Genomic DNA, 22928 nt, shown 5'->3' with positions numbered 1-22928 from the left:
CGCGGACGGGTGAGGAGGCGCGGGTCAGGCGGCCGAACCCGTCCAGAACGCGCGGACCTCGTCGAGCACGGCCTCGGCCTGACGTCGACCGGCCTCGGCGGCGGGTCGACGGGTGGCGCTCGAGAGGACGTCGGCGCCGAACGCGGCCAGGGCGTCGGCGTCGGCCTCGACGACCAGCACCTCGCGCCCGGCTGTCCGTCGCGCCTCGACCACCTGCGGCAGCGTCGGTCCGAGCGGCGAGACCGCGAGCTCGGGGCCGCACGACAGCACGAGAACTCGGTCGCAGTCGTCGGCGAGGTCGGCGTTCGTGCCCGACCGCACGCCGCCGTCCATCGTCGGGCGGCCGTCGATCTCGACGGTTGGCCAGACGACGGGCACGGAGCAGCTCGCGGCGACCGCCCGGTGGAGGTCGACGCCCGAGTCCGCGTCGAGGGGCCGGAACGTCCCGTCGGTCGCGTCGACGGTGCAGACCGTGAACCCGGCGTCCGGCCAGGCGACGTCGCCGAACCGCTCGCGCATGGTGCTGACGAGGGCGGGCTCTACGCCGGCGACCGGCGTCCGACGGGCGAGGGCGCCGATCCGGGCCCGCGCCTCCTGCTGGTCCGTCACGCCCAGGAGGGCCTGGCCGAGCGTCTGCTGGAACGCCTCGGGGTCGATGGAGCCGGTGGGCAGCTCGGTGACCGCCTCGTACTGCTCGCGGAGTCCGTCGTCGACGCGTCCGAGCCGCACCATCGTGCCGACGACGGAGCCGGCCGAGGTGCCGACGACCAGGTCGGCCTCGTCGACCGGCACTCCGGCCTCGAGCAGACGCGACAGGACGCCGAGCTCCCAGGCGATGCCGGTGATGCCGCCGCCGCCGAGGACGAGGGCGGTGCGAGGACGGGAGGGGGCGGTGCTGCTCATGGGATGTCGCTCCAGGTCGTGGCGTTCGCGGCGCCGGATCCGGCGCCGGGGGCGACGGTAGGCCCCTCGCCTACGAGGACGGTCGGAGTTCGCCGGCCCGGCCGAGGGCCTGCACGTGCCATTCGGTCTGGGCCAGGGCGGAGCCGAGGCGGTAGCCGTGCAGGGAGGCGATCCCGCCCGTCCACGACATGCGCTCGGCGACCTGCCAGACGGTCGAGCGCTGCGCCTTCGACGTGGAAGAGGCGAGGGCGGCCAGGGCGTCGAGAGCCGCGACGGCGTCGGCGGTCCGGTCGGCGCGGTGGTCCACGAGCGCCCGCGCCCGCTCGACGAGCCCCACGAAGCGGTACTCGTGGCCCGGGCAGACCTCGAGCGCGTCGGCCCCGGCGACGTCGAGCGCCATGACCCGGTCGAGTGACGCGAGGTAGTCGGTCAGCGGGTTCGCGTCGGTCCGACCGCCGAGCCCGATGCCGGGGTTGATGCGCGGCAGCACGTGATCGCCCGTGAAGATCAGCCGCTGCTCGGGCTCGACGAAGCAGAGGTGCCCGGCGGTGTGACCCGGCGTGTGGACGGCCCGCAGGCGGCGGCCCGCGAGCGGGAGCTCGTCCCCGTCGGCGAGGAGCAGGTCGGCGGTGACGTGGGGGAGTCGGCGGCCCGATCCCCAGGCGGCGACCAGCGCCTCCTCGTCGTCGGCGGGTGCGCCCCAGCGGGCGATGTCGGCGTCGGCCTCGAGGGCCTCGGCGGCCCGGCGGTCGAGGGCCCGCTGCTCGGCCGCGTGCAGCGCGAGGCGGGCTCCGGAGGCGCGGCGCACGCGATCGGCGCCGCCCAGGTGATCGGCGTGCAGGTGGGTGACCGCGACGAGCGAGATGTCCTCCATCGCGTGACCGACGTCGGCCAGGGCGGCGTCGAGGCGGTCGAGGTTGGCGTCGTCGTCCCATCCGGGGTCGATGAGGGTCAGCGCGCCGTCGGAGCCCTCGATGAGGTAGCCGAGCGAGTAGTCGCCGTCTCCGAACGGGAACGCCAGAGACCAGACCCCATGGCGCACCTCCTCGAGCGGCGGAGGCGCCCCCTGCTCGAGAGCCAGGGCCTGCACGGCGCTGACGGGGGCGGGAGGCACGGGTCGCGAGGCGGCGTCGGTCACCCGCCGAGCCTAACCGCGCCCTCCACGGGCAGGAGGCGCGGTGCCGGACTCCCCGCACCGCGCCTCCTCCCGGTCGATCTCCGACTACTCGGCCGACACCTCGATGAGCACCTTGCCGACGACGTCGCCCTCGACGGCCTCGTGCGCGGCGGCCGTCTCGGCGAGCGGGAACGTGTGGAGCGCGAGACCGGCGGCCTCGCCGACGGGCAGCGCGCCGTCGCGGAGCGCCGCGGAGACGTCCTCGACGGCGGCGTCGAGCGCCTCGGTGCCGACCGTGTAGAGCAGGACGAACTGGAACCGCGTGTTCGTGATCATGTTGGCGCGGATGGGGATCGTGGTCGAGTCGCCTCCGTCGTCGGCGTAGATGGCGACCGATGCGCGGTGGGCGACGACCTCGGCGAGCAGGTCGGCGTTCTGCGAGATGGCGACCTCGACGACGACGTCGACCCCGTCGGGGGCGATCTCGCGGATCTCGGCCGCGGCGTCGCCCGTGCGGTAGTTGACGACGTGGTGGGCGCCGGCCGCGGTGGCCAGGGCCGCCTTGGCGTCCGAGCTGATGGTGGTGATGACGGTGGCGCCGGCCCAGCGGGCGAGCTGGATGGCGGCGTGCCCGACGGCTCCCGCGCCTCCGGCGACGAGCACGGTGACGCCCTCGAGGCTGCCGGGCGCGAGGCGGCGGGGGCCGTCCTCCCGGACGGTGAGGGCGCGGTGCGCGGTCATGGCGGGCACGCCGAGCGATGCGCCGACGTCGAGTCCGACGCCGTCGGGCAGCGGCACGACCAGGCGGGCGGGCAGCACGGTGAACTCCTGCGCGGTGCCGGTGGGTCGCTGATAGGCCGAGAGGTAGGTCCAGACGCGGTTGCCGACCGCGAGTCCCGTGACGCCCTCGCCCACGGCGTCGACGATGCCCGAGCCGTCCTGGTTCGGGGTCACCTCGTCGAAGGGCAGGCTCTCGCCGGGCTCACCACCGGCACGCGACTTCCAGTCGGTGGGGTTGACGCCCGACCACACGACGCGCACCCGCACCTCGCCGGCGGCGGGTTCGGGCACCTCGCGGTCGACGAGCTGCAGCACGGTGGTGGCGGGTCCGGTCTCGGTGTACACGATCGACTTCATGCCCGGAGCCAACCAGACCGGGCCGCTCCGTGTTCCCGCCCGAGGCCGGGCGACCCCGCGGGCGACCGGCGCGGCGTGCCGCTCAGGCGACCGGCTCGGCGTGCGGCTCGGGCGTCCGGTGCGGTGCGCCGCTCAGGCGAACGCGCGGCGGAACGCGGCGAGCGCCAGCAGATCGTCCTCGACGCCGCCGCCCTCGTGCCCGTTGTACGGCCAGATGGTGATGTCCTTCGGTCCGGCGTAGGCGTGGAAGGCGCCGAACACCGTCGACGGCGGGCACACAGGGTCCATCAGCGCCGTGGTGAAGACGGCGGGCGCGGTGCCGCGGCGGGCGAAGTTGACCCCGTCGAAGTACGTGAGGACCTCGTGCACCGAGGAGGCGCGGTGCCGGTGGACGGCCAGGTACCGTCCGATCTCCTTGTACGGGTCGGCGTCGGTGATCACGCTCGCCCGGCGGAAGTCGCAGAGGAACGGCACGTACGCCGCCACGGCGGCGAGGTCGGGCACGAGGGCCGATACGGCGAGGGCGATGCCGCCGCCCTGGCTGCCGCCGACGACCGCGACGCGGGAGGCGTCGACGGCCTCGAGCGAGCGGGCGGCCTCGACGGCGCGCACGGCGTCGGTGAACACGCGCCGGTAGTAGTAGGTCTCGCGGCTGTCGATGCCGCGGGTCATGACGCCGGGGTGGGCGGGGCCCGAGCCGTCGGGGTCGGGGGTGTCGCCGCGGCTCCAGCCGGAGCCCTGGCCCCGCGTGTCCATCTGCAGGTGCGCGTAGCCCGCGGCCGACCAGAAGAGGTTCTCGACGGCGGCTCCGCGTCCGCCGCCGTAGCCCACGAACTGCACGACGGCCGGCAGCGGCCCGGTCGCCCCGGTGGGCACGCGCAGCCAGGCGCGGACGGGCTGACCGGCCCAGCCGGCGAAGGTCACGTCGTAGACGTCCACGGTGGCGAGGCCGGTCTCGACGGCCTCGATCCGCACGTCGAGCGGGTGGGTCCGCGTCTCGTCGAGGGTGGCGGCCCAGAACGCGTCGAAGTCGTCGGGCTCGGTCTGGGTGCTGCGGTGCTCCCAGAGGGCGGTCTCGGGCATGTCGGTGAACATGACTCACTGTCTACCCGTCGGCCGCGGCCCCGGGGTGTCACGACATGCCGTGCGCCTCGACGGGGTGCCGCAGGTCGTGACCCGTCGACCCGCCGAGGAGGCGCGGGTCAGGCGGTGCGCGTCAGGTCCGCCTCCCAGCCGAACGCGGGGGCGACGTGCTCCGCCACCGTCTGCAGCAGACGGGCGTTGTACTCGACGCCGAGCTGGTTCGGCACGGTCAGCAGCACCGTGTCGGCCGCCTGCACGGCGGCGTCCGCGGCCAGTTGCGCGGCGATGACGTCGGGCTCGCCGATGTAGCTCTTGCCGAAGCGCGACTGCACGCCGTCGAGCAGGCCCACCTGGTCGCCGCCGTCGGCCTGGGCGCGCACGCCGAAGTAGCGGCGGTCCTCGTCCGTGGTGATGGGGATGACGCTGCGGCTGATCGAGACCCGCGGCTCGCGGTCGTGCCCGGCGTCGGCCCACGCCCGGCGGTAGACGGCGATCTGCTCGGCCTGCAGCTCGTCGAAGGGCACCCCGGTGTCCTCGGTGAGCAGGGTGCTGCTCATGAGGTTCATGCCCTGCTCGCCGGTCCAGGCGGCGGTGGCGCGGGTGCCGGAGCCCCACCAGATGCGGTCGCCGAGACCGGGGGACTGCGGCTCGATCGGGAGCCCGTGCGACCAGCCGGTCATCTTCGGGTCGGAGCGGGCGACGTCGGCTCCGGCGATGGCGGCGCGGAACTCCTCGGTGTGACGGCGCGCCAGGTCGGCGTCGCTCTCGCCGTCGGCCGGCAGGTGCCCGAAGGCCTCCCAGCCTCGGAGTGCGGGCTCGGGCGACCCCCGGCTGACTCCGAGCTGCAGCCGCCCGGCGCTGATCAGGTCGGCGGCCGCAGCCTGCTCGGCCATCGAGAGGGGGTTCTCGTAGCGCATGTCGATGACACCGGTGCCGAGCTCGATCCTGCTCGTGCGGGCCGCCATCGCCGCGAGCAGCGGGAACGGGCTCGCCAGCTGACGCACGTAGTGGTGCACGCGCACCGCCGCCACGTCGATGCCGATCTCCTCGGCGGCCTCGGCCAGCTCGATGGACTGGACCAGCGCCTCCCGGGCGGTCGGGGTCGCCGAGCCGGGGACGTCCTGGTAATGACCGAACGACAGGAACCCGATGCGCTTGTTCATGCCCGGGCGAACCACGGGCACGCCCCACCCATTCCGCGGCCGGTCGGGCGAGCCCGTTCCGCCGGGCTCCGCACCTCGGTACCGTGAGGGTGTGGAGAATCGGTTTCGCATCGACGACGACGACCTCGGGGTCGACCTGCAGGCCTCGAGCGTGACGCTCGACGACGACGGGGTCATCGACGCCGTCATCGTGGCCGAGCGAGTGCCCGCCGTCGCCGACTGGACGGAGTCGCCCCCGCGGCTCCGCTTCCGTGACGTGCCCCTGAAGTTCGACGGCGCCTCCTTCGGGGCGACCGTCGACGACGACCTGCTCGACGAGCACGACATCGCGTTCTGGCTCGAGGGCAGCGACGACGTCCATGGCGTGCTCAGCCTGCGGGCCGGCGACCTGCTGCGCTTCGTGGGCACGACCCACGTGTCGGGCGAGCCGACCTCCTGGCGGCTCGATGTCGCGCTGGCCTTCGGCGGCACCCGGCGCTCGCCGGCCGTCTGACCGAGCCGTGGTCGTCCACCGCCGCGGGCACCCGTCGGGCCCGACGCGTCGGGCTAGCGGTGCGCGATCTCGACCACCGGCACGAACCTGCGGACGCGCATCTGCAGGGTCAGCTGCCCGCGGCGGGCGAGCACCAGCGCCGTGATCGCCGCGACGAGCGCCGGCACCCCGCCCGAGAGCACCATCGCCGCATGCGTGCCGGACGACTCGACGACGAGGCCCATCAGCGGCCCGCCGATCGCCTGGCCGCCGAGCAGCACGAGCACGTAGAGCGACATGACCCGCCCGCGGATGGCGATGTTGCTCGACAGCTGCACGAGCTGGTTCGCCGCCGTGAGGAACAGCAGCGACGCGAAGCCGACGGCGACGAGGGTGACGGCGAACAGCCCGACCGACGGCATCGAGCCGGCGACCGCCTGCAGCACGCCCGTCGCCAGCAGACCGAGCACGATCGTCCGCAGCCGGATGGTCGCCCGTCGGGTCGACAGCAGGGCCCCCGTGAGGGCGCCGACCGCGATCATCGAGTTGAAGAGCCCGTAGCCGCCCGCCCCCACGTCGTAGACGTCGTCGGCGAACGAGGCCAGCAGCACCGGCATGGTGAGGCCGAACACGGCGTACGAGGCGACGAGCACGACCGGCACCAGGATCGTCGGCTTCGCCCGGGCGTAGGCGAGGCCCGCCCGCAGCTGACCGCGACTGCGCGGGCCCGGCGCCGTGCGGGTCATCTGCGCCGTCCTCAGCAGACCGAGCATGACGACCACCAGCAGGCAGGCGACCCCGTTGACGACGAACGCCCACCCGGCGCCGACCGCCAGCAGCAGCACCCCGCTCACGGCCGGTCCGATCATGCCGCCGAGCTGGAACACGCTCGAGTTCACGCTGATGGCGTTCCGCAGGTACCGGTGCCCCACGAGCTCCGACACGATCACCTGCCGGGCGGGGTTGTCGATGACGGTGACGAGACCGGTGGCGAACGCGATCGCGAACACGTGCCAGGGCAGCACGACGCCCGAGAGCGTCAGGGCCGCCAGCCCGAGACTCAAGACGGCGAAGACGCTCTGGGTCGCGATCATCAGCGCCCGCTTCGAGAACCGATCGACGATCACCCCGCCCAGCAGTCCCAAGAACAGCATCGGGGCGAACTGCAGCGCCACCGTGACGCCGACGGCCGTCGCGCTGCCGGTCAGTTCGAGCACGAGCCAGTCCTGCGCGATCCGCTGCATCCACCCGGCGGTCATGGCCACGACGTTGCCCGCCGTCCAGAGACGGAAGTTCGGGACGCTGAGCGCGATGAACGTGTGGCGCCACGGCGGACGCCGGGTCATGACGGGGACGGGTTCGGTGGCGGGCGGCGGGGCGATCGTGCGAGGCGGGACTGACATCCCTCACGACGGTACGGGCCCGATCGTCATTCGGACCCGCTATGGTCGCAATCAGTGTCATCCGATATCGCAATGTGCGACGACGAGAGGATCCCGATGTTCGACCCCGCGCTGCTCGCCACGTTCCTCGCCGTCGCCGAGACGCGCAGCTTCACGAACGCGGGGCTCCGGCTCGGCATCAGCCAGCCCACCGTCAGTCAGCACATCGGCCGGCTCGAGAAGGCCGCCGGTCGCACGCTCGTCACCCGCGACACCCGCGAGGTCAGGCTCACCGACAACGGCGACGCCATGGCCGGCTTCGCGCGGACCATCCTCGCCGCGCACAGCGCCGCCGAGAGCTACTTCAGCGGCTCCGCCATGAGCGGGCGTCTGCGCTTCGGCGCCGCCGACGACCTCGCCATCACGCAGCTGCCCCGCATCCTCCGCCACTTCCGTCAGCTCCACCCGCAGATCAACCTCGAGCTCACCGTCAACCAGAGCGCCCCGCTCCGCAGACGGCTCGCCGCCGGGCATCTCGACCTCATCTTCGTCAAGCAGACCGCGGGCGAGAGCGCCGAGGGCACCCGCGTCGCCGGCGACTCCATGGTCTGGATGGCGCAGGAGAAGCTGCAGATCGAGACCGGCCAGCCCGTTCCCCTCATCGCGTACCAGGCGCCGAGCCTCAGCCGCCAGCTCGCCATCGACGCCCTCGAGTCCGCCGGCCGCACCTGGCGCATCACCTGCAACACCCGCGACGTGAACGGCATGCTGGCCGCCGTCCGCGCCGGCATGGGCGTCGCCGCGTTCCCCTTCTCGCTCATCCCCTCCGACCTCGTCAAGGTCAGCCGCCGCTTCTCGCTGCCCGACCTCGGCGACGTCGACTACGTCCTCGTCGCGAACCCCGCCGCGCCCCGCGAGACCGTCGACGCCCTGACCACGGCGATCATGAGCCGCGGCGTCAGTCGCGCCGTCTGACCGCCCCCCTCTCGCGAGCCGGACCGCAGGGCCCCCGACTCGGGCCACGCCGACTCCGCTGACCGGCCGAGGAGGCGCGGGCGAGCACCATGGGGACCATGACCCGCCGCTTCTCCCGCACCCCGGACCCCCTCCGCCCCGCCCCCGGGTCGACCCACCCCGACGCCGCCCGAGCCCGCACCACGGCCCGGGCGCTCGCCGGGGCCCTCGGCGTCAGCGGGGTCCTGCACCTCGTGCGCCCGGCGGTGTTCGACTCGATCGTGCCGCGGTCGCTCCCCGGCTCCGCCCGCTCCTACACGATCGTCTCCGGGCTCGCCGAGGTCGTCGTCGCGGCCCTCCTCGCGTCCCGCCCCACCCGTCGTCTGGGCGGCGGCCTCGCGGCGGCGCTGTTCGTGGCGGTGTTCCCGGCCAACGTGTCGATGGCGACGCGGTCCGTCCGCAGCGAGCGCGCCTCCTCGGCCCGGACGGCGATCGCGATCGCGCGGCTGCCCCTGCAGTGGCCGCTGGTGACCCGGGCCCTGCTCGTGCGCCGCGCCTCCTGACCGGCTCGCACCCAGCGGTCGTCGCGCCCGCCCCGCTACGGTGGGGAACGACCCCTCTGCGCACCCGACGCATCGCCCCGAGCAGCCCGGAAGGCCCCGCATGACGAGCATCGATCTGAACGCCGACCTCGGCGAGGGGTTCGGTCGCTGGACACTCGGCGACGACGACGCCCTGCTCGCCGCAGTGACGAGTGCGAACGTCGCGTGCGGTTTCCACGCAGGCGACCCCCTCACGATGACCGCGACGGTCGACGCGGCGCACCGCCGGGGCGTCGCGATCGGGGCCCACGTCTCGTATCGCGATCTCGCGGGGTTCGGGCGCCGCTTCGTCGACGCCTCCGAGGCCGAGCTGATCGGCGACGTCGTCTACCAGATCGGCGCCCTGACCGGGGTCGCGGCGTCGGTCGGGGCGGCGGTCCGCTACGTCAAGCCGCACGGCGCCCTGTACACGGTCACGGCGGTCGACGACGAGCGGGGCCGTCGGCACGCGCACGCGGTCATCGAGGCCGTCACGCGGGTCGACCCGGCGCTCGTGCTCGTCGGTCCGGCCGGGTCGGCGGTGCTCCGTCGGGCGTCCGAGGCGGGTCTCGCGACCATCGCCGAGGCCTTCGCCGATCGCGCCTACGCACCCGACGGCCGACTCGTGCCGCGCACGCGGCCGGGTGCCGTGCTGCACGACCCCGCCGAGATCGTCGACCGCGTGCTGCGACTCGTCGAGACGGGGCGCATGCGCGCCGTCGACGGCACCGACCTCGAGCTCCACGCCGAGTCGGTCTGCGTCCACGGCGACACCCCCGGCGCAGCGGCCATCGCCGCAGGCCTGCGGAGCGGCCTCGAGTCGGCCGGCGTCGCCGTCCGCTCGTTCGTGGCGACGCCGCGTCAGGTGGCGGCGACCGAGCAGGGCGAGCCCCCGAGGGCCCCGTCGGCCGCCAGCGGGCTCGTCTCGCCTCCGTCGGGGGGCTCGGCGACGTGACCGACGACCACGGGGTCGATCTCGAGTCGGCGATCGCGCATCTGCGGGTCCTGCCGCTCGGCACCGACGGCATCCTGATCGAGACGGGTGGTCTCGACGAGTCGCTCGCGGTGTTCGGCGCCCTCCTCGCCCAGCCGGTCGCGGGTCTCCTCGACGTCGTGCCCGCCGCCCGCACCGTCGCGGTGCGGTTCCTCCCGAGTCTTCTGCCCGTCCGGTCGCTGCTGGCGGTCATCCGGTCGCTGCCGAAGTCCCGCGACGCCGCCACGAGCGGTCGCCTCGTCGAGATCCCGGTGCACTACGACGGGGCGGATCTCGACGAGGTCGCGCGTCTCACGGGCCTGAGCGTCGACGAGGTCGTCCGCCGACACACCTCGGCCGTGCACACGGTCGCGTTCACGGGCTTCGCGCCCGGCTTCGCCTATCTGTCGGGCGGCGACCCGGCGCTCGACGTGCCCCGTCGCGACGTCCCCCGCACGAGCGTCCCGGCCGGGGCCGTGGCCCTCGCGGCGGGCTTCTCGGGCGTCTACCCGCGCGAGAGCCCGGGCGGCTGGCAGCTCGTCGGTCGCACGACGGTCCCCATGTGGGATCTCTCCGAGCGGGTCCCCGCCCTGCTCCAGCCCGGGATGCGCGTGCGCTTCGTCGCCGTCGCCGAGCACGCGGGCGCCGTCACGCCCGAGTCCGTCAGCACGCCGCACGGCGACGACCGGACCGAGGAGGCGCGGGTCGGCCAGCCGACGACGGCTCCCGTCCGGCTCCGGGCCGCCACGGTCGAGCACGCCGCGGACCCGGCCGTCTCGCCCACCCGGGCGCTCGTCGTGTCCGAGCCGGGGCCGTTCAGCATCATCGAAGACCTGGGCCGTCCCGGCCGCTCGGGTCTCGGCGTCTCGCGGTCGGGCGCCATGGACCACCGCGCCCTCCGCGAGGCGAACCGGCTGGTCGGCTCGTCGACGGGGTCGGCGGCGCTCGAGCTCGCCTACGGCGGTCTGGTGGCGGCGGCGCGCGGCGACCTCGTGGTCGCGATCGCGGGCGCCCCCGTGCCGATCACGGTCGATCACGGCGGCGAACGGCGCGACCTCGTCGTCGGGACCCCCTTCGCGCTCGACGACGGCGACGTACTCGAGGTGGGCGCGCCTCCTCGGGGCGTGTACTCGTATCTCGCGGTCCGCGGCGGCTGGCTGGTCGATCCCGTCCTCGACAGCGCGTCGGGCGACGTCCTGGCGGGGCTCGGCCCCGAGCGTCTGCGGGCGGGCGACGAGCTCGTCGTGGCGCGGGGCTGGTCGGAGTCCGTCGCCGCCGCCGGCCCGCACGTGCAGCGGACCGTCTCCGCGCCCGACGAGGTGACGTTCCTCGACGTCGTCCTCGGGCCCCGCGACGACTGGTTCACCGAGGAGGCCCTCGCCCGGCTGACCGAGCAGGAGTGGACCGTGACGCCGCGATCGAATCGCATCGGTCTGCGTCTCGAGGGCGCCGTCCCGCTCGAGCGCGCCGTCGCGCGCGAGCTCGACAGCGAGGCCACGGTCTCCGGTGCCGTGCAGGTCCCGCCCGACGGGCAGCCCGTCCTGTTCATGGCCGATCACCCGGTGACGGGCGGCTACCCGGTCGTCGCCTGCGTCGTCGGCGATCAGCTCGACCGGGCCGCGCAGGTGCCCGTCGGGGCGCGCGTGCGGTTCCGCGCCGTGCCGGGGCCGGACCTCCGTGCGCGAACGGCCTCCGGGCGTCCGGTGGCGACGCCGACCCCCGCCGCCGTCCCCGAGAGGGGTGACGAGGCATGAGGAAGGTCCTCGTCGCCGAGCGCGGTCTCATCGCCGTCCGCATCATCGGCGCCTGCGCCGAGCTCGACCTCGGATCCGTCGCCGTCCACGCCGCGGACGACGCCGACGCCCTGCACGTCGGATCCGCCGACGAGGCGTGGGCCCTCCCGTCCAGCGGCGAGGTCGACGCGTACCTCGACATGGGCGCCCTCCTCGACATCGCGCGCCGCAGCGGGGCGGACGCCGTGCATCCGGGGTGCGGGCCGCTCTCCGAGAACGCCGAGTTCGCCCGTCGCGTCGTCGCCGCGGGGCTGACCTGGATCGGACCGACCCCCGAGTCGATGGAGACGCTCGGCGACAAGATCGCCACCCGCGCCCTGGCGGACTCGGTCGGGGCGGCGCTGGTCGTCGGCACGGCGGGCCCGATCGAGCGGGCGTCCGACGCCGTCGTCTTCGCGCAGCGCCACGGCATGCCCATCGCGCTGAAGGCCGCCCACGGCGGGGGAGGGGTGGGCCTGCGCGTCGCCCGCCGCCTCGACGAGGTCGCCGACTTCCTCGACTCGGCCGTCCGCGAGGCCGCGGCCGTCTTCGGGCGCGGCGAGTGCTTCGTCGAGCAGTACCTCGACCGGCCCCGCCACGTCGAGGCCCAGGTGCTCGGCGACGGACGGGGCGGCGTCGTCGTCGTCGACGTCCGCGACTGCTCCGTCCAGCGACGGCACCAGAAGCTCGTCGCCGAGTCGCCGGCGCCGTTCCTCACCGACGAGCAGCGGGACGAGGTGGTGGCGACCGCGCGCTCCCTCGCCGTCGCCGTGGCCTACCGCGGCGCCGGGACGGTCGAGTTCCTCGTGTCGCAGGCGGGCGCGGTGTCGTTCCTCGAGTTCGGCACGGCTCTCGCCGTCGAGCACGCGGCGACCGAGCAGTCGACCGGGGTCGATCTCGTCCGGCAGCAGCTCCTCGTCGCCGACGGTCGTCCCCTCGAGGTCGACGACCTGCCCGAGGCGATCTCCCACGCCCTGACCTTCCGGGTCATCGCGGAGGATCCGGGTCGCGGGTTCCTCCCGACCCCGACCGCCGTGACGGCCCTGTCGCTGCCGGGCGGGCCCGGCGTCCGCATCGATCCCGGCGTCGGCGTCGAGGGCACGGCGCCGATCGGGCGCGACCCGCTCCTCCTGACCCTCACGGTGAGCGGTCGCGATCGCGACGAGGCCCTCCGGAGGGCGCGTCGGGCGCTCTCGGCTCTCACGGTCGAGGGGCCGGCGACGACGGCGCCCTTCCACCGTCTGCTGATCGACGAACCGGCCTTCACCGCCGACGGGGGGCGGTTCGCCGTCCACACGCGGTGGGTCGAGACCGAGCTCGACGGGCTGGAGGCCCTGGCGGTCTCGACACCGGGGCCGGGGCGGTCGGCCGATCTGCTGCGGACCTGGATCGAGGTCGACGGCGAGCGGCTCGAGGTGACCCTCGCGGCGGCGCTGTCGGCGACCGACGTGGTCGCCGCCGTCGTCGCCGCGGCGGACACGGCCGCCGCGACGACCGCGCCCGTCGACCACTCCGCGCGGCCGTAAGCTGGGCGTCTGCCCGCGGCCGCCGGGCTACGCCCCTCACCTCGGAGTCGCCTCATGACCACGTCCGCGCCCACCGGCCCCGCCACGTCCCCGACCCGGCCCGACGGTCGACTCGACCGCTACTTCGAGATCACGGCCCGGGGCTCGTCGTGGGCCCGGGAGTTCCGCGGCGGCATCGTGACCTTCGTCACGATGGCGTACATCGTGATCCTCAACCCGCTCATCCTCGGCGGTTTCAGCGCCGACCAGGCCGCCCAGGACGTCACGGGCGGCTGGCTGCAGAACGATCAGGTCGCAGCGGTCACGGCTCTGACCGCCGGTGTGATGACGATCCTCTTCGGAGCCGTCGCGCGCCTCCCGTTCGCGTTCGCCGCGGGCCTCGGCATCAACTCCTTCCTCGCCGTCAACGTGGTGAACGACGTCACGTGGCCCGAGGCGATGGGGCTCGTCGTGATCAACGGCCTCGTCATCACGATCCTCGCCGTGACCGGGCTGCGCGGACTGATCTTCAACGCCGTTCCCGCGGCGCTCAAGACGGCCATCACGGTCGGCATCGGTCTGTTCATCGCGTTCATCGGCCTGGTCGACTCGGGCTTCGTCCGCCCGAGCGGCTCGGCGTCGCCCCCGGTCCAGCTCGGCGACGCGGGGTCGATCGCGAGTCTCCCGACCCTGACCTTCGTGATCGGCCTCATCGCCATCGCCGTCCTCATGGCCCGCCGCGTCAAGGGCGCCATCCTGATCGGCATCGTCGGCACGACCGTCATCTCGATCGTGCTCGAATCCATCTTCCGCGTCGGCCCGTCGCTCGGTCAGGACGCCGACAAATGGAACCTCAACGCGCCGGTGCTGCCGACCCAGGTCGTCGCCCTGCCCGACCTGTCTCTGATCGGAGACGTCAGCTTCGGGGCGTTCGCGCGCATCGGGGTGCTGTCGGCCGTGATGCTCGTCTTCACCCTGGTGTTCACGAACTTCTTCGACGCGATGGGCACCATGACGGGGCTCGCGAAGGCCTCCGACGTGGCCGACGAGAAGGGCACGTTCCCGCGTCTGCGGTCGGCGCTCGTGGTCGAGGGGATCGGCGCGGTCGCCGGCGGCGCGACGAGCTCGTCGTCGAACACCGTCTTCGTCGAGTCGGCGTCGGGCATCGGCGAGGGCGCCCGCACGGGCTTCGCCTCGATCGTCACCGGCGTCCTGTTCATCCTCGCGATGTTCTTCACGCCGCTGACGCAGGTCGTGCCCCTCGAGGTGGCCTCGGCGGCGCTGGTCATCGTCGGCGCCCTGATGGTGTCGCAGATCAAGGACATCGACTGGACCGACTTCTCCGTCGCCCTGCCCGTCTTCCTGACGATCATCGTCATGCCGCTGACCTACTCCATCGCCAACGGCATCGGCGCCGGCTTCATCAGCTGGGTGCTCGTCCGGGCGCTCTCGGGTCGGGCCCGGGGGATCAGCCCCCTGCTGTGGATCGTCGCCGCCGGGTTCCTGGTCTACTTCGTCCGCGGCCCGATCGAGGCGTTCCTGGCCTGAGCCGCGGTCCCGTCCGGCGATCCGGGCGCCCTGTCCCTCCGGTCCGGGCGGGGCTAGCCTGGGGCTCGCGACGACGACGACGCCGCGCTCGACGACCCGAGGAGGCCCCGTGCCCCGCATCACCCCCGTCCTGTGGTTCGACGGCCAGGCCGAGACGGCGGCCGCGTTCTACACGTCGCTCTTCGCCGACTCGCGCGTGACGAACGTGTCGCGCTATCCCGACGACCTGCCCGATCCGACCCTCGCGGGTCAGGCCCTGGTCGTCGAGTTCGAGCTCGGCGGTCAGCCGTTCCAGGCGCTCAACGGCGGGCCCGGATTCACCCCGAACGAGGCCGTGTCGCTCTCCGTCCCGGTGGGCGGGCAGGACGAGCTCGACCGTCACTGGGACGCCCTGGTCGCCGACGGCGGTCAGGAGGGGCGGTGCGGCTGGGTGCGCGACCGCTGGGGCTTCTGGTGGCAGATCGTGCCCTCGGTCATGCAGTCGACCATCGGCGGAGACGATCCGGCGGGCGCGGCGCGCGCCCTGGCCGCGATGATGGGCATGACCCGGCTCGTGGTCGCGGATCTCGAGAAGGCGTACGCGGGCGACTGAGTCGACCCGCGCCTCCTCGACTCCCGCGGACGCCCTGGCCGGGCCCGGCCGGGAGGGATGCCGAGGAGGCGCGGCTCAGCGCATCTCGAGCGGCTCCGGTCCCGTCGGCGCGGGGAACGCACGCTCCAGCTGGACGACGGCGCGGTCGTCCAGGTCGATGGCGAGGGCGGCGGCGTTCTCGAGCGCATGCTCGGTCGTCGCCGCCTTGACCGCCGCCAGCATGTCCGGCGCGAGTCGGAGCACCCAGGCGAGGGCGACCTGCGCGGGCGTCGCGCCCATCTCGGCGGCGACCGTGCGCAGCACGGGATGGTCGAGCAGCTCGCCGCCGTCGACGGGCGAGTACGACATGAGCGGCATGCCCCGGTCGCGCGCCCAGGGCAGCAGCTCGAACTCCGGCCCGCGGCGCGCGAGGTTGTAGAGGATCTGGTTCGTCTGCACGTTGACGCCGCCGGCTGGTCCGACGAGCTCGGTCATGTCCTCGAGGTCGAAGTTGCTGACGCCCCAGCCCCCGATCGCGCCCTCGGCGACCAGCTCCTCCATCCCCTCGACGGTGTCGGTCAGCGGGTGCCGGCCGCGCCAGTGCAGCAGGTACAGATCGAGGCGCTCGAGACCCAGGCGTTCGAGGCTGGCGTGGCAGGCCTCGACGGTGCCGCGCCGCGAGGCGTTGTCGGGCAGCACCTTGCCGACGACGAAGACCTCGTCGCGGCGACCCTCGATGGCCTCGCCGACGAGGCGTTCCGAGGCGCCCTGCCCGTACATCTCGGCCGTGTCGATCAGGGTGAGACCGGCGTCGAGGCCCGCCCGCAGCGCGGCGATCTCGGACTCGCGTCGCCGGGGATCGTCGCCGAGCCGCCACGTGCCCTGTCCGAGCGCGGGGACGACGCGGCCGTCGGGCAGCGGGACGGACGGGTTGGTGGGGGAGGCGGGGGTCGTCATGCCGGGCGATGGTAGTCGCGGGCTCCCTCCGAGAGCACGTCGCGGCTGAGCAGCGTGGCCGCGGCGACGGCGGCCGGCATGACCGCCACGGCGCCCAGGGGCACGAAGAACAGGAGGTACGTGGCCGTTCCGAGCCCGAGGGTCCGGGCTCGTCGGGTCGCGAGCAGGCGGCGCCGGTCGCGGAGAGTGCGTCCGCGCGCGTCGAAGGCGTAGGCCGTCAGCTCGACGGCCAGGAACCAGCCGCCGACGAGCGCGCCCACGACGGGGATGAGCGTCTGGCCGAGCAGGGGGACGAATCCGCCGACGAAGAGGAGGATCCCGACACCGGCGGTCGCGACGAGCAGGCGCAGCGAGTCGCCGGCGCTCCGGGCGATCCCGGCCCAGACGCCGCGCTCGATCTCGGCCGGCGCGTCGCCCTCGCGCTCCTCGACGCGGCGCCAGATGCGCTCGTAGAACGGATCGCCGACCAGCAGCGTCACCGCGGTGAACGTCACGACGGCCAGCAGCACCGCGAGGGCGACGACCGCGAGACCCGCGGCGAGACGGACCGCCGACCGCGAGAGGTCCGACCAGTCCGCGGCGAACGGGGTGACGGCGACCGCGATGTCGTCGGCGGTGAGGCCGACGGCGATGATCAGGCCGACGAAGACCGCCCCCACGACGAGAGCGGGCACGGCGCCCAGCAGCATCAGCCGCGGCGAGGTCCCCCACAGCCGCAGGCCGCGACCGAGCAGGGCCACCCCCGCGAAGAACTCCCTGACCGCATCCACACCGAGAGCGTATCGATCCGAGGAGGCGCGGGTGCGGCCGGTCGACCCGTCACGACCGTCCACAGGCGGTCCCGTGTCCTCCCCTCACCGTGGAGGTCGACGTCGGCGCTCTCCCCAGCGACCTGGCCTGAGCCGACGGCCGCCGGAGGGCCCTCGGCATCCTCGTTCCCATGACAGCACTCGAGACCTATCCGCCCGCCCTGGCCCACCGACCGACCGACGACGAGCTGGAGCGCTTCGTCGACGACTTCTGTCTCGACCCCTGCGACGAGCGCGCCCTCCTCTGGATGTTCCTCGACGAGTACGGCGTGCCCCTGGCGCCCCCGATCGCCGTGAGCGGATGTCCGGTCGAGCCGACCCTGGCCGATGCGGAGCTCTACGCCACGCGGATCGTCGAGGTCGCGGGGTGGATCGAGGCGTCGTCCATCCTGCTGGTGTGGCAGAACGACGACGAGTCCCTGTCGGCGTCGTTCGACGATCAGCGCTGGGCCAAGGCGCTCCTGTCGCGTCTGCGTCCGGGCGGCCTGATCGTCCATCCGCCGATGAGACGGACGCCCTCCGACGTCGCCCGACTCGTCCTGGCGGGCTGAGGCGTGCGCTTCACCGGCCCGGGGGTTCCGCTCGATCCCGAACCGCGGTTTCTGCGCCTCCCGGACCTCGCACCGGACGCCGAGGCCGACACCGCCGCGGCCTACGCCGACGCTCTCTGCGACGAGCCCTGCGACCGCGAGGTCGTCCACGTCGTCTTCCTCGACGCTGAGGGCTCGCAGCTCTCTCCGGCAGGCCGGCTGCACAACGCCCCGCGGCTCCCTCGGGAGGCCGAGCTGGACCAGTTCGTCGACATGCTGCGTCACCAGGGTCTGCGGGTGCGGGCCCGGCAGGTCGCGTTGGTCTGGCAGACGGTGGACGACGACGTGCCCGACCGGGTCGCCGTCGGCGTCTGGGCTGACGGCCTGATCGACCGGATGGCGGGAGGGCCACTGGCCCTCCGCGCCGTCTGGTACCGCACCCCCTCGGGCTACGTCGCCCTCGTCGACGGCGCCGTTCGGATCACGACGCCGCGGGCACCTCGAACGTCGCTCGGATGACGGCCCGGGCGATGGTGTGGAAGTGGAGGTTGAAACCCAGGTAGGCGGGGCTCGCCGAGGCGTCGATCCCGAGCGTGTCGACGTCGAGGGCGTGCACCGCGACGAAGTAGGTGTGCGGGCCGTGTCCCTCGGGCGGGGCGGCTCCGACGAACCGGGCCATCCCTCCGTCGTTCTTCAGCTGGAAGGCGCCCTCGGGCAGGCCCGAGCCCTCGTCGTCACCCGCCCCCGTCGCGAGCGAGGTGGTGCTCGCGGGCAGGTCCACGACCGCCCAGTGCCAGAAGCCGGAGCCGGTCGGGGCGTACGGGTCGTACACGGTGACGGCGTAGCTCCTGGTCCCCTCGGGGGCGCCGCTCCAGCTCAGCTGCGGGCTGGCGTCGTCGCCGCCGGGGCCCATGAGTCCGCTGACCTGGCCGCGGCCGAGCTCGGTGCCGTCCTCGACGTCGGTGCTGGTCAGCTCGAACGACGGCACCTCGGCGATGATGTCGTAGGGGCGGTCGAAGTGCGATTCGGGCATGGTTCTCCTCTGAGCGTGCGGTGGATCGATCGGGGGTGCCTCGGAGTTCCGAGGCCACCCGGCCGGTCGCCGACGGGTCGTCGACCGGCCGGGAGGTCAGGCGGCGTCGAGACGCTGGATCTCGTCGGCCGAGAGCTTGATGGTGGGCGCGGTGGCGGAGTTCATGATCGTCTGAGGGCGCCGGGCACCGGGGATGGGGATGACGAGCTCCGACTTCGCGAGCTCCCAGGCGAGGGTGAGCACCTGCGGCGTCACCCGGCGGGCGTTCGCGATCTCGGCGAAGACGGCGTGCTTGGATCCGAGCTCCGCCGCGTCGGTGATGCCGCCGAGCGGGCTCCACGGCAGGAACGCGATGCCGAGCTCGTCGCACAGCACCAGCTCCTCCTCGCTCGAGCGGAACGCGGGGGAGTACTGGTTCTGCACCGAGACGAGACGGTCGTCGAGGACGGTGTTCGCCTCGCGGATCTGATCCACGGTGGCGTTCGAGATGCCCGCCATCCGGATGACGCCCTCGTCGAGCAGCTCGGCGAGTGCGCCGATGCTGTCGGCGTAGGGCACGGCGGGGTCAGGGCGGTGGAACTGGTACAGCCCGATCGCGTCGACGCCCAGGCGCTTGGCCGAGGCCCTTGCGGCCTCCTTGAGGTAGGCCGGGTCGCCGTTCTGGGTCCAGGCGCCGGCGGTCGGGCGCAGGTGCCCGCCCTTCGTCGCGACGAGCACCTCCGACGTGTCGGCGTGGAAGCTCGCCAGAGCCCGGGCGATGAGCTCCTCGTTGTGCCCGACCTCGTCGGCACCCGCCTGGTGATAGGCGTCCGCCGTGTCGATCAGGGTGATCCCCTGCTCGAGGGCGGCGTGGATGGTCGATACGGCCTGACGCTCGTCGGGTCGACCCTCGATCGACAGGGGCATCGCCCCGAGGCCGATCGCGCTGACCGTGACGTCTCCGATGGTTCTGGTTCTCATGGGGTTCTCCTTCTCACCACGCGTAGTCCTCGGGCGCCGTGCGGTGCCCGGGGAAGATCTCGTCCAGCCGCGTCAGCGCGGCCTCGTCCAGCCTCACGTCGACCGCCGCGACGGCCGACTCCAGCTGCGTCATGGTCCGCGGACCGGTGATCGGGCCGGTGACGCCCGGCTGGTGCAGCAGCCACGCGAGAGCGATCTCGCCGGGGGCGTGCCCGAGCTCTCGAGCGAGGTCCTCGTAGGCCACGAGCTGGTCGCGGTGCTCGGCCACGTAGTCCGCGCTCCGACCCTCGAGTCGGCGCGACCCCTCCTCGGTCTTCTCGATCACTCCGCCGAGCAGTCCGCCGTTCAGCGGCGACCACGGGATCATGCCGAGTCCGTAGTGACGGGCGGCCGGCAGTGTCTCCCGCTCGACGTCCCGCACGATGAGGTTGTAGATCGACTGCTCGCTGGCGAGACCGGTGAAGTGACGGCTGCGGGCGGCCTCCTGCGCCTGGGCGATGTGCCAGCCGGCGAAGTTGCTGCTGCCGGTGTACAGCACCTTCCCCTGTTGGACCGCGACCTCCATGGCCTGCCAGATCTCGTCCCAGGGCGTCTCCCGATCCACGTGGTGGAACTGGTACAGATCGATGTGGTCGGTCTGCAGACGCGACAGGCTCGCGTCCAGCGCGCGTCGGATGTGCAGCGCGCTGAGCCGCCCCTCGTTGGGCCAATCGCCCATGTCGCCGTACAACTTGGTCGCCAGCACGGTCTTGTCGCGTCGACCGCCGCCCTGCGCGAACCACCGGCCGATGATCCGCTCCGTGACGCCTTCGCCCTTCTCCCAGCCGTAGACGTCGGCGGTGTCGAAGAAGTTGACGCCGAGCTCGTGGGCCCGGTCCATGATCGCGTGCGAGTCGGGTTCGGTGGTCTGCGGCCCGAAGTTCATCGTGCCGAGGACGGCCCGCGAGACGGACAGCCCCGTCCGGCCGAGATGTGTGTAGTCCATCGGTCCTGACTACGCCTCCCGCGCCTCCTCGGCCCGGCACTCAGACGCTTGGCAGTCACCACGGCGGTGCCTGCCAGGGGCGGCCTCTAGTGTCCTGGCATGACCTCCACCGCGCCGGGCGCATCCGGCGACCCGGCGCCGATCGTCCCGACGACCCCCCTCGCCTCCGACGGCCGTGCCCGAGACGAGCGCGTTCGAGGTAGGCGGTTCCGGGCCTCGTACCGTCGGCAGCGCGCCCGTCTCGACGCGTTCCCGAGGCTGCGCTGGATCTACAAGCTCGGCGTGGCCGTCGTCGGTCTCCTCGTCGTCGGTCTGGGCCTCATCCTCGTCCCGCTGCCGGGTCCGGGCTGGCTCATCGTCTTCGTCGGCGTCGCCGTCCTCGGCACGGAGTTCCCCCTGGCGCACCGCATCACGCTGGCCATGCGGCGGCTCGCCCGCCGGCTCCACCTGCGGTGGCGCGCCTGGCGGGTCGCTCGAGCGGCTCGTTCGGCGAAGCCCGCCATGCGCTGACGCCACCCTCCCGACACTCAGCCCGCCGCCGGTATCCTCGTCGTCGTGACGCCCAGCCCCGCCTCCTCGACCCCGTACGAGGTCCTCGGCGTCCCCTCGTCCGCATCGGACGACGACCTGCGCCGCGCGTACCGTCGTCTGGCCCGCGAGACCCACCCCGACCTCGGCGGCACGGCCTCGGCGTTCCGGGCGCTGCAGCTCGCGTGGGAGCAGATCGGCACTCCCGAGGCGCGGGCCTCCTACGATCGCCGTCGGCCGACGTCCGCCGACTCCGCGCGCACGTCCGCGTCCTCGGCGGCCCCGACCTGGGCACCGCCGGCCCGGGAGGCGCCGCGCACCGACTCGAAGCCGCGCGCCCGCGTGCACGGGCACCCCGGCGGCGCGAACCGGGAGCGCTATCTCGAGCTCATGCGCGAGTGGGTCGGTCGTGGCGTCCCCCTCGACGATCCGTACGACGAGAGACTGGTCCGCACCGCGCCTCCCGAGATCCGGCACGTCCTGGCCGACGCCCTCGCCGAGGAGGCCACGGTGGCGACCGTGACGGATCTCGGCATCGCCTTCACGATCTGGAGCGACGTCGACGCGGGGGTCGAGGGCAAGCTCGATCACATCGTGCTGGGCCCCGCCGGGCTCTTCGCCATCCAGTCGTCCGACTGGGGCGGCGAGGTCGCCCTGACCCGAGGCGAGCTGACGGGCGCCGGCATCCCCGAGCACGAGAGTCCCGTCCGCGATCTGACCCGTCAGGCGCGCGCCGTCCGGCGCGACACCCGGGTGTCGTTCACGCACCAGCTCATCGTCGTGCCCGACGACGACTTCGCCGCGGCGCTCGAGCCGGCCGGTCGGGGTCGCCGGGGTGCGACCCACGTCCTGCGGCGCTCGCTCCTGCCCCAGGTGCTGCGTCACGGGCCCGATCTGTCGGATCGAACGACCATCTCCGACGTCTTCGAGATCCGCGAGCGACTGCAGCAGACCGTGCGCTTCGTCTGAGGACGACCCCGTCGTCCCGGGTGTGGCAAGCTCGACCCGTGAGCATCCACGGACCCGCCGACGGCTGGGTCGAGAGCCCTGACGGCCGCAGGTTCTGGGGGCGGGCCGGGGCCGCAGGGCTGCTGGTCATCGATGCCGACGACCGCGTCCTCCTGCAGCATCGCGTCGAGTGGAGCCACTTCGGCGGCACCTGGGGTCTGCCCGGCGGGGCACGGCAGTTCGACGAGACAGCCGTCGAGGGCGCCCTCCGCGAGAGCGGCGAGGAGGCCGCCGTGCCGGGGGAGGCCCTGCAGCTGCTGTTCGCCTCCGTGCTCGATCTCGGCTTCTGGTCGTACACCACCGTCGTGGCGCGGGTGACCGAGCCCTTCGACGCGATCGTCTCCGACGCCGAGAGCCTCGAGCTCCGCTGGGTGCCGCGAGACGAGGTCGACGCCCTGCCGCTCCATCCCGGGTTCGCGGCCTCGTGGTCGGGGCTGTCGGCGCACCTCGACACTCGCGTCCACCTGATCGTCGACGCCGCCAACGTCGTCGGATCCCGACCCGACGGCTGGTGGCGTGATCGTGCCGGGGCTGCCGCGCGCCTCCTCGGCGATCTGCAGGCGGGCTCGGCGGAGGGCCTGCCCGCGTCTCTCGTCCTCGACGAGACGACGGACGCCGAGCCGTCCGCGGGGGCGCCGACCTCGTGGTGGCCGTCGATCAGCGTCGTGCTCGAGGGCGAGGCGGCGGCGGCGCAGTCCACGGGCCCCGGCATCGACGTCGTCCGTGCGCCCGCCGACGGCGACGCGGCGGTCGTCGAGCGCGTCGACGGCATCCTGGGATCGGCCCCGGAGGCGCGGGTCATCGTGGTCACCGCCGACCGGGCCCTCGCGGGTCGCGTCGAGCGCCTCGGGGCTCGTGTCGTGGGGCCGCAGCGACTCCTGGCAGCCCTCGCCCGCGACTGAGCCCGCCCTCGCTCGCGACGTGGTCCGGCCGCGCCCGCGACTGAGCCGACCTCGC

The 22928-nt window shown here is 73.7% G+C and carries 24 protein-coding genes; 13 read left to right on the top strand and 11 right to left on the bottom strand.

Annotation, left to right across the window (positions count from 1 at the left end; genetic code table 11):
• Window positions 1-24: 24 nt before the first annotated feature.
• The 5 genes from ASF17_RS08640 to ASF17_RS08620 all read right to left on the bottom strand — a co-directional run bounded on the left by ASF17_RS08640 (window position 25) and on the right by ASF17_RS08620 (window position 5403).
• Window positions 25-903, bottom strand: a complete 879-nt coding sequence (locus ASF17_RS08640; RefSeq protein WP_055797868.1) for a patatin-like phospholipase family protein — start codon at window positions 901-903, stop codon at window positions 25-27.
• Window positions 904-973: 70 nt separating this feature from the next.
• Entirely contained in the window at window positions 974-2041 is a 1068-nt protein-coding gene (locus tag ASF17_RS08635) for an MBL fold metallo-hydrolase (RefSeq protein ID WP_055797863.1), read from the bottom strand.
• 84 nt (window positions 2042-2125) lie between these two features.
• Window positions 2126-3157: an NADPH:quinone reductase gene (locus ASF17_RS08630; RefSeq protein WP_055797860.1), complete on the bottom strand. Its 1032-nt coding sequence runs from the start codon at window positions 3155-3157 to the stop codon at window positions 2126-2128.
• 132 nt (window positions 3158-3289) lie between these two features.
• A complete protein-coding gene (locus ASF17_RS08625; protein ID WP_055797855.1) occupies window positions 3290-4252 on the bottom strand; it encodes an acetylxylan esterase in 963 nt (320 codons plus the stop codon).
• Window positions 4253-4359: 107 nt separating this feature from the next.
• Entirely contained in the window at window positions 4360-5403 is a 1044-nt protein-coding gene (locus tag ASF17_RS08620) for an LLM class flavin-dependent oxidoreductase (RefSeq protein WP_055797852.1), read from the bottom strand.
• A gap of 91 nt (window positions 5404-5494) precedes the next feature.
• Here ASF17_RS08620 and ASF17_RS08615 point away from each other — a divergent pair, with 91 nt between their 5' ends.
• Window positions 5495-5896, top strand: a complete 402-nt coding sequence (locus ASF17_RS08615; protein WP_055797849.1) for a hypothetical protein — start codon at window positions 5495-5497, stop codon at window positions 5894-5896.
• 53 nt (window positions 5897-5949) lie between these two features.
• On the opposite strand, the gene ASF17_RS08610 is transcribed toward ASF17_RS08615, so the two are convergent.
• Window positions 5950-7278, bottom strand: coding sequence for an MFS transporter (locus ASF17_RS08610; RefSeq protein ID WP_055797845.1), 1329 nt, complete (start codon window positions 7276-7278; stop codon window positions 5950-5952).
• Window positions 7279-7374: 96 nt separating this feature from the next.
• Between ASF17_RS08610 and ASF17_RS08605 the strand changes: the two genes are divergently transcribed.
• From ASF17_RS08605 to ASF17_RS08575, 7 genes are all read left to right on the top strand, one after another.
• Window positions 7375-8232 (top strand): LysR substrate-binding domain-containing protein, encoded by an 858-nt coding sequence (locus ASF17_RS08605; protein WP_055798568.1) that lies wholly within the window; start codon window positions 7375-7377, stop codon window positions 8230-8232.
• A gap of 98 nt (window positions 8233-8330) precedes the next feature.
• The gene (locus ASF17_RS08600; protein WP_055798564.1) at window positions 8331-8774 is read left to right on the top strand and encodes a DoxX family protein; all 444 of its coding nucleotides are present in this window, start codon (window positions 8331-8333) and stop codon (window positions 8772-8774) included.
• A gap of 100 nt (window positions 8775-8874) precedes the next feature.
• Window positions 8875-9747: a LamB/YcsF family protein gene (locus ASF17_RS08595; protein ID WP_082475168.1), complete on the top strand. Its 873-nt coding sequence runs from the start codon at window positions 8875-8877 to the stop codon at window positions 9745-9747.
• On the top strand, window positions 9744-11519 hold the full coding sequence (locus tag ASF17_RS08590) for an urea amidolyase family protein (protein WP_235476454.1): 1776 nt from the start codon (window positions 9744-9746) through the stop codon (window positions 11517-11519). The genes ASF17_RS08595 and ASF17_RS08590 overlap by 4 nt, the downstream gene beginning before the upstream one ends.
• Entirely contained in the window at window positions 11516-13063 is a 1548-nt protein-coding gene (locus ASF17_RS08585; RefSeq protein ID WP_055797842.1) for an ATP-binding protein, read from the top strand. The genes ASF17_RS08590 and ASF17_RS08585 overlap by 4 nt, the downstream gene beginning before the upstream one ends.
• A 54-nt stretch (window positions 13064-13117) precedes the next feature.
• Entirely contained in the window at window positions 13118-14590 is a 1473-nt protein-coding gene (locus ASF17_RS08580; RefSeq protein WP_055797839.1) for an NCS2 family permease, read from the top strand.
• Window positions 14591-14699: 109 nt separating this feature from the next.
• Window positions 14700-15182: a VOC family protein gene (locus tag ASF17_RS08575; protein ID WP_055797836.1), complete on the top strand. Its 483-nt coding sequence runs from the start codon at window positions 14700-14702 to the stop codon at window positions 15180-15182.
• 75 nt (window positions 15183-15257) lie between these two features.
• Here the strand turns inward: ASF17_RS08575 and ASF17_RS08570 are convergent, their stop codons facing one another.
• Both ASF17_RS08570 and ASF17_RS08565 read right to left on the bottom strand, forming a co-directional pair.
• Window positions 15258-16118 (bottom strand): aldo/keto reductase, encoded by an 861-nt coding sequence (locus ASF17_RS08570; protein WP_055797832.1) that lies wholly within the window; start codon window positions 16116-16118, stop codon window positions 15258-15260.
• On the bottom strand, window positions 16115-16888 hold the full coding sequence (locus tag ASF17_RS08565; RefSeq protein ID WP_055798561.1) for an EI24 domain-containing protein: 774 nt from the start codon (window positions 16886-16888) through the stop codon (window positions 16115-16117). The genes ASF17_RS08570 and ASF17_RS08565 overlap by 4 nt, the downstream gene beginning before the upstream one ends.
• A 170-nt stretch (window positions 16889-17058) precedes the next feature.
• Here ASF17_RS08565 and ASF17_RS08560 point away from each other — a divergent pair, with 170 nt between their 5' ends.
• A complete protein-coding gene (locus tag ASF17_RS08560; RefSeq protein WP_055797829.1) occupies window positions 17059-17478 on the top strand; it encodes a hypothetical protein in 420 nt (139 codons plus the stop codon).
• A gap of 3 nt (window positions 17479-17481) precedes the next feature.
• Complete coding sequence (locus ASF17_RS08555) at window positions 17482-17976, top strand: hypothetical protein (RefSeq protein WP_055797826.1); 495 nt, start codon at window positions 17482-17484, stop codon at window positions 17974-17976.
• Here the strand turns inward: ASF17_RS08555 and ASF17_RS08550 are convergent.
• From ASF17_RS08550 to ASF17_RS08540, 3 genes are all read right to left on the bottom strand, one after another.
• On the bottom strand, window positions 17939-18490 hold the full coding sequence (locus tag ASF17_RS08550) for a YbhB/YbcL family Raf kinase inhibitor-like protein (protein ID WP_055797822.1): 552 nt from the start codon (window positions 18488-18490) through the stop codon (window positions 17939-17941). The genes ASF17_RS08555 and ASF17_RS08550 overlap by 38 nt on opposite strands.
• A gap of 96 nt (window positions 18491-18586) precedes the next feature.
• Window positions 18587-19450, bottom strand: coding sequence for an aldo/keto reductase (locus ASF17_RS08545; protein WP_055797819.1), 864 nt, complete (start codon window positions 19448-19450; stop codon window positions 18587-18589).
• A 13-nt stretch (window positions 19451-19463) separates the two neighbouring features.
• Window positions 19464-20435 carry an aldo/keto reductase gene (locus ASF17_RS08540; protein WP_055797816.1) on the bottom strand — a complete coding sequence of 324 codons (972 nt, stop codon included), beginning with the start codon at window positions 20433-20435 and terminating at the stop codon, window positions 19464-19466.
• Between the two features lie 99 nt (window positions 20436-20534).
• On the opposite strand from ASF17_RS08540, the gene ASF17_RS15260 reads away from it, so the two are divergent.
• The 3 genes from ASF17_RS15260 to ASF17_RS08525 are packed head-to-tail and all read left to right on the top strand — an operon-like array spanning window position 20535 to window position 22873.
• Window positions 20535-20945 carry a PGPGW domain-containing protein gene (locus ASF17_RS15260; protein ID WP_082475166.1) on the top strand — a complete coding sequence of 137 codons (411 nt, stop codon included), beginning with the start codon at window positions 20535-20537 and terminating at the stop codon, window positions 20943-20945.
• A gap of 45 nt (window positions 20946-20990) precedes the next feature.
• On the top strand, window positions 20991-21932 hold the full coding sequence (locus ASF17_RS08530; protein WP_055797814.1) for a J domain-containing protein: 942 nt from the start codon (window positions 20991-20993) through the stop codon (window positions 21930-21932).
• Window positions 21933-21970: 38 nt separating this feature from the next.
• Entirely contained in the window at window positions 21971-22873 is a 903-nt protein-coding gene (locus ASF17_RS08525; protein WP_235476453.1) for an NUDIX domain-containing protein, read from the top strand.
• Window positions 22874-22928 lie beyond the last annotated feature (55 nt).

Source organism: Frigoribacterium sp. Leaf263, assembly GCF_001422285.1.
In the GTDB taxonomy this organism is placed as follows: domain Bacteria; phylum Actinomycetota; class Actinomycetes; order Actinomycetales; family Microbacteriaceae; genus Frigoribacterium.
The sequence above is the reverse complement of the archived record's forward strand: the minus strand, read 5'-3'. Positions and strand labels throughout refer to the sequence as shown.

Coding starts and splice junctions, on each gene's coding strand:
- ASF17_RS08560 (WP_055797829.1), top strand. CDS start 17,059: ATGACAGCACTCGAGACCTATCCGCCCGCCCTGGCCCACCGACCGACC.
- ASF17_RS08600 (WP_055798564.1), top strand. CDS start 8,331: ATGACCCGCCGCTTCTCCCGCACCCCGGACCCCCTCCGCCCCGCCCCC.
- ASF17_RS08605 (WP_055798568.1), top strand. CDS start 7,375: ATGTTCGACCCCGCGCTGCTCGCCACGTTCCTCGCCGTCGCCGAGACG.
- ASF17_RS08625 (WP_055797855.1), bottom strand. CDS start 4,252: ATGTTCACCGACATGCCCGAGACCGCCCTCTGGGAGCACCGCAGCACC.
- ASF17_RS08550 (WP_055797822.1), bottom strand. CDS start 18,490: ATGCCCGAATCGCACTTCGACCGCCCCTACGACATCATCGCCGAGGTG.
- ASF17_RS08595 (WP_082475168.1), top strand. CDS start 8,875: ATGACGAGCATCGATCTGAACGCCGACCTCGGCGAGGGGTTCGGTCGC.
- ASF17_RS15260 (WP_082475166.1), top strand. CDS start 20,535: ATGACCTCCACCGCGCCGGGCGCATCCGGCGACCCGGCGCCGATCGTC.
- ASF17_RS08640 (WP_055797868.1), bottom strand. CDS start 903: ATGAGCAGCACCGCCCCCTCCCGTCCTCGCACCGCCCTCGTCCTCGGC.
- ASF17_RS08610 (WP_055797845.1), bottom strand. CDS start 7,278: ATGTCAGTCCCGCCTCGCACGATCGCCCCGCCGCCCGCCACCGAACCC.
- ASF17_RS08545 (WP_055797819.1), bottom strand. CDS start 19,450: ATGAGAACCAGAACCATCGGAGACGTCACGGTCAGCGCGATCGGCCTC.
- ASF17_RS08580 (WP_055797839.1), top strand. CDS start 13,118: ATGACCACGTCCGCGCCCACCGGCCCCGCCACGTCCCCGACCCGGCCC.
- ASF17_RS08570 (WP_055797832.1), bottom strand. CDS start 16,118: ATGACGACCCCCGCCTCCCCCACCAACCCGTCCGTCCCGCTGCCCGAC.
- ASF17_RS08630 (WP_055797860.1), bottom strand. CDS start 3,157: ATGAAGTCGATCGTGTACACCGAGACCGGACCCGCCACCACCGTGCTG.
- ASF17_RS08540 (WP_055797816.1), bottom strand. CDS start 20,435: ATGGACTACACACATCTCGGCCGGACGGGGCTGTCCGTCTCGCGGGCC.
- ASF17_RS08585 (WP_055797842.1), top strand. CDS start 11,516: ATGAGGAAGGTCCTCGTCGCCGAGCGCGGTCTCATCGCCGTCCGCATC.
- ASF17_RS08620 (WP_055797852.1), bottom strand. CDS start 5,403: ATGAACAAGCGCATCGGGTTCCTGTCGTTCGGTCATTACCAGGACGTC.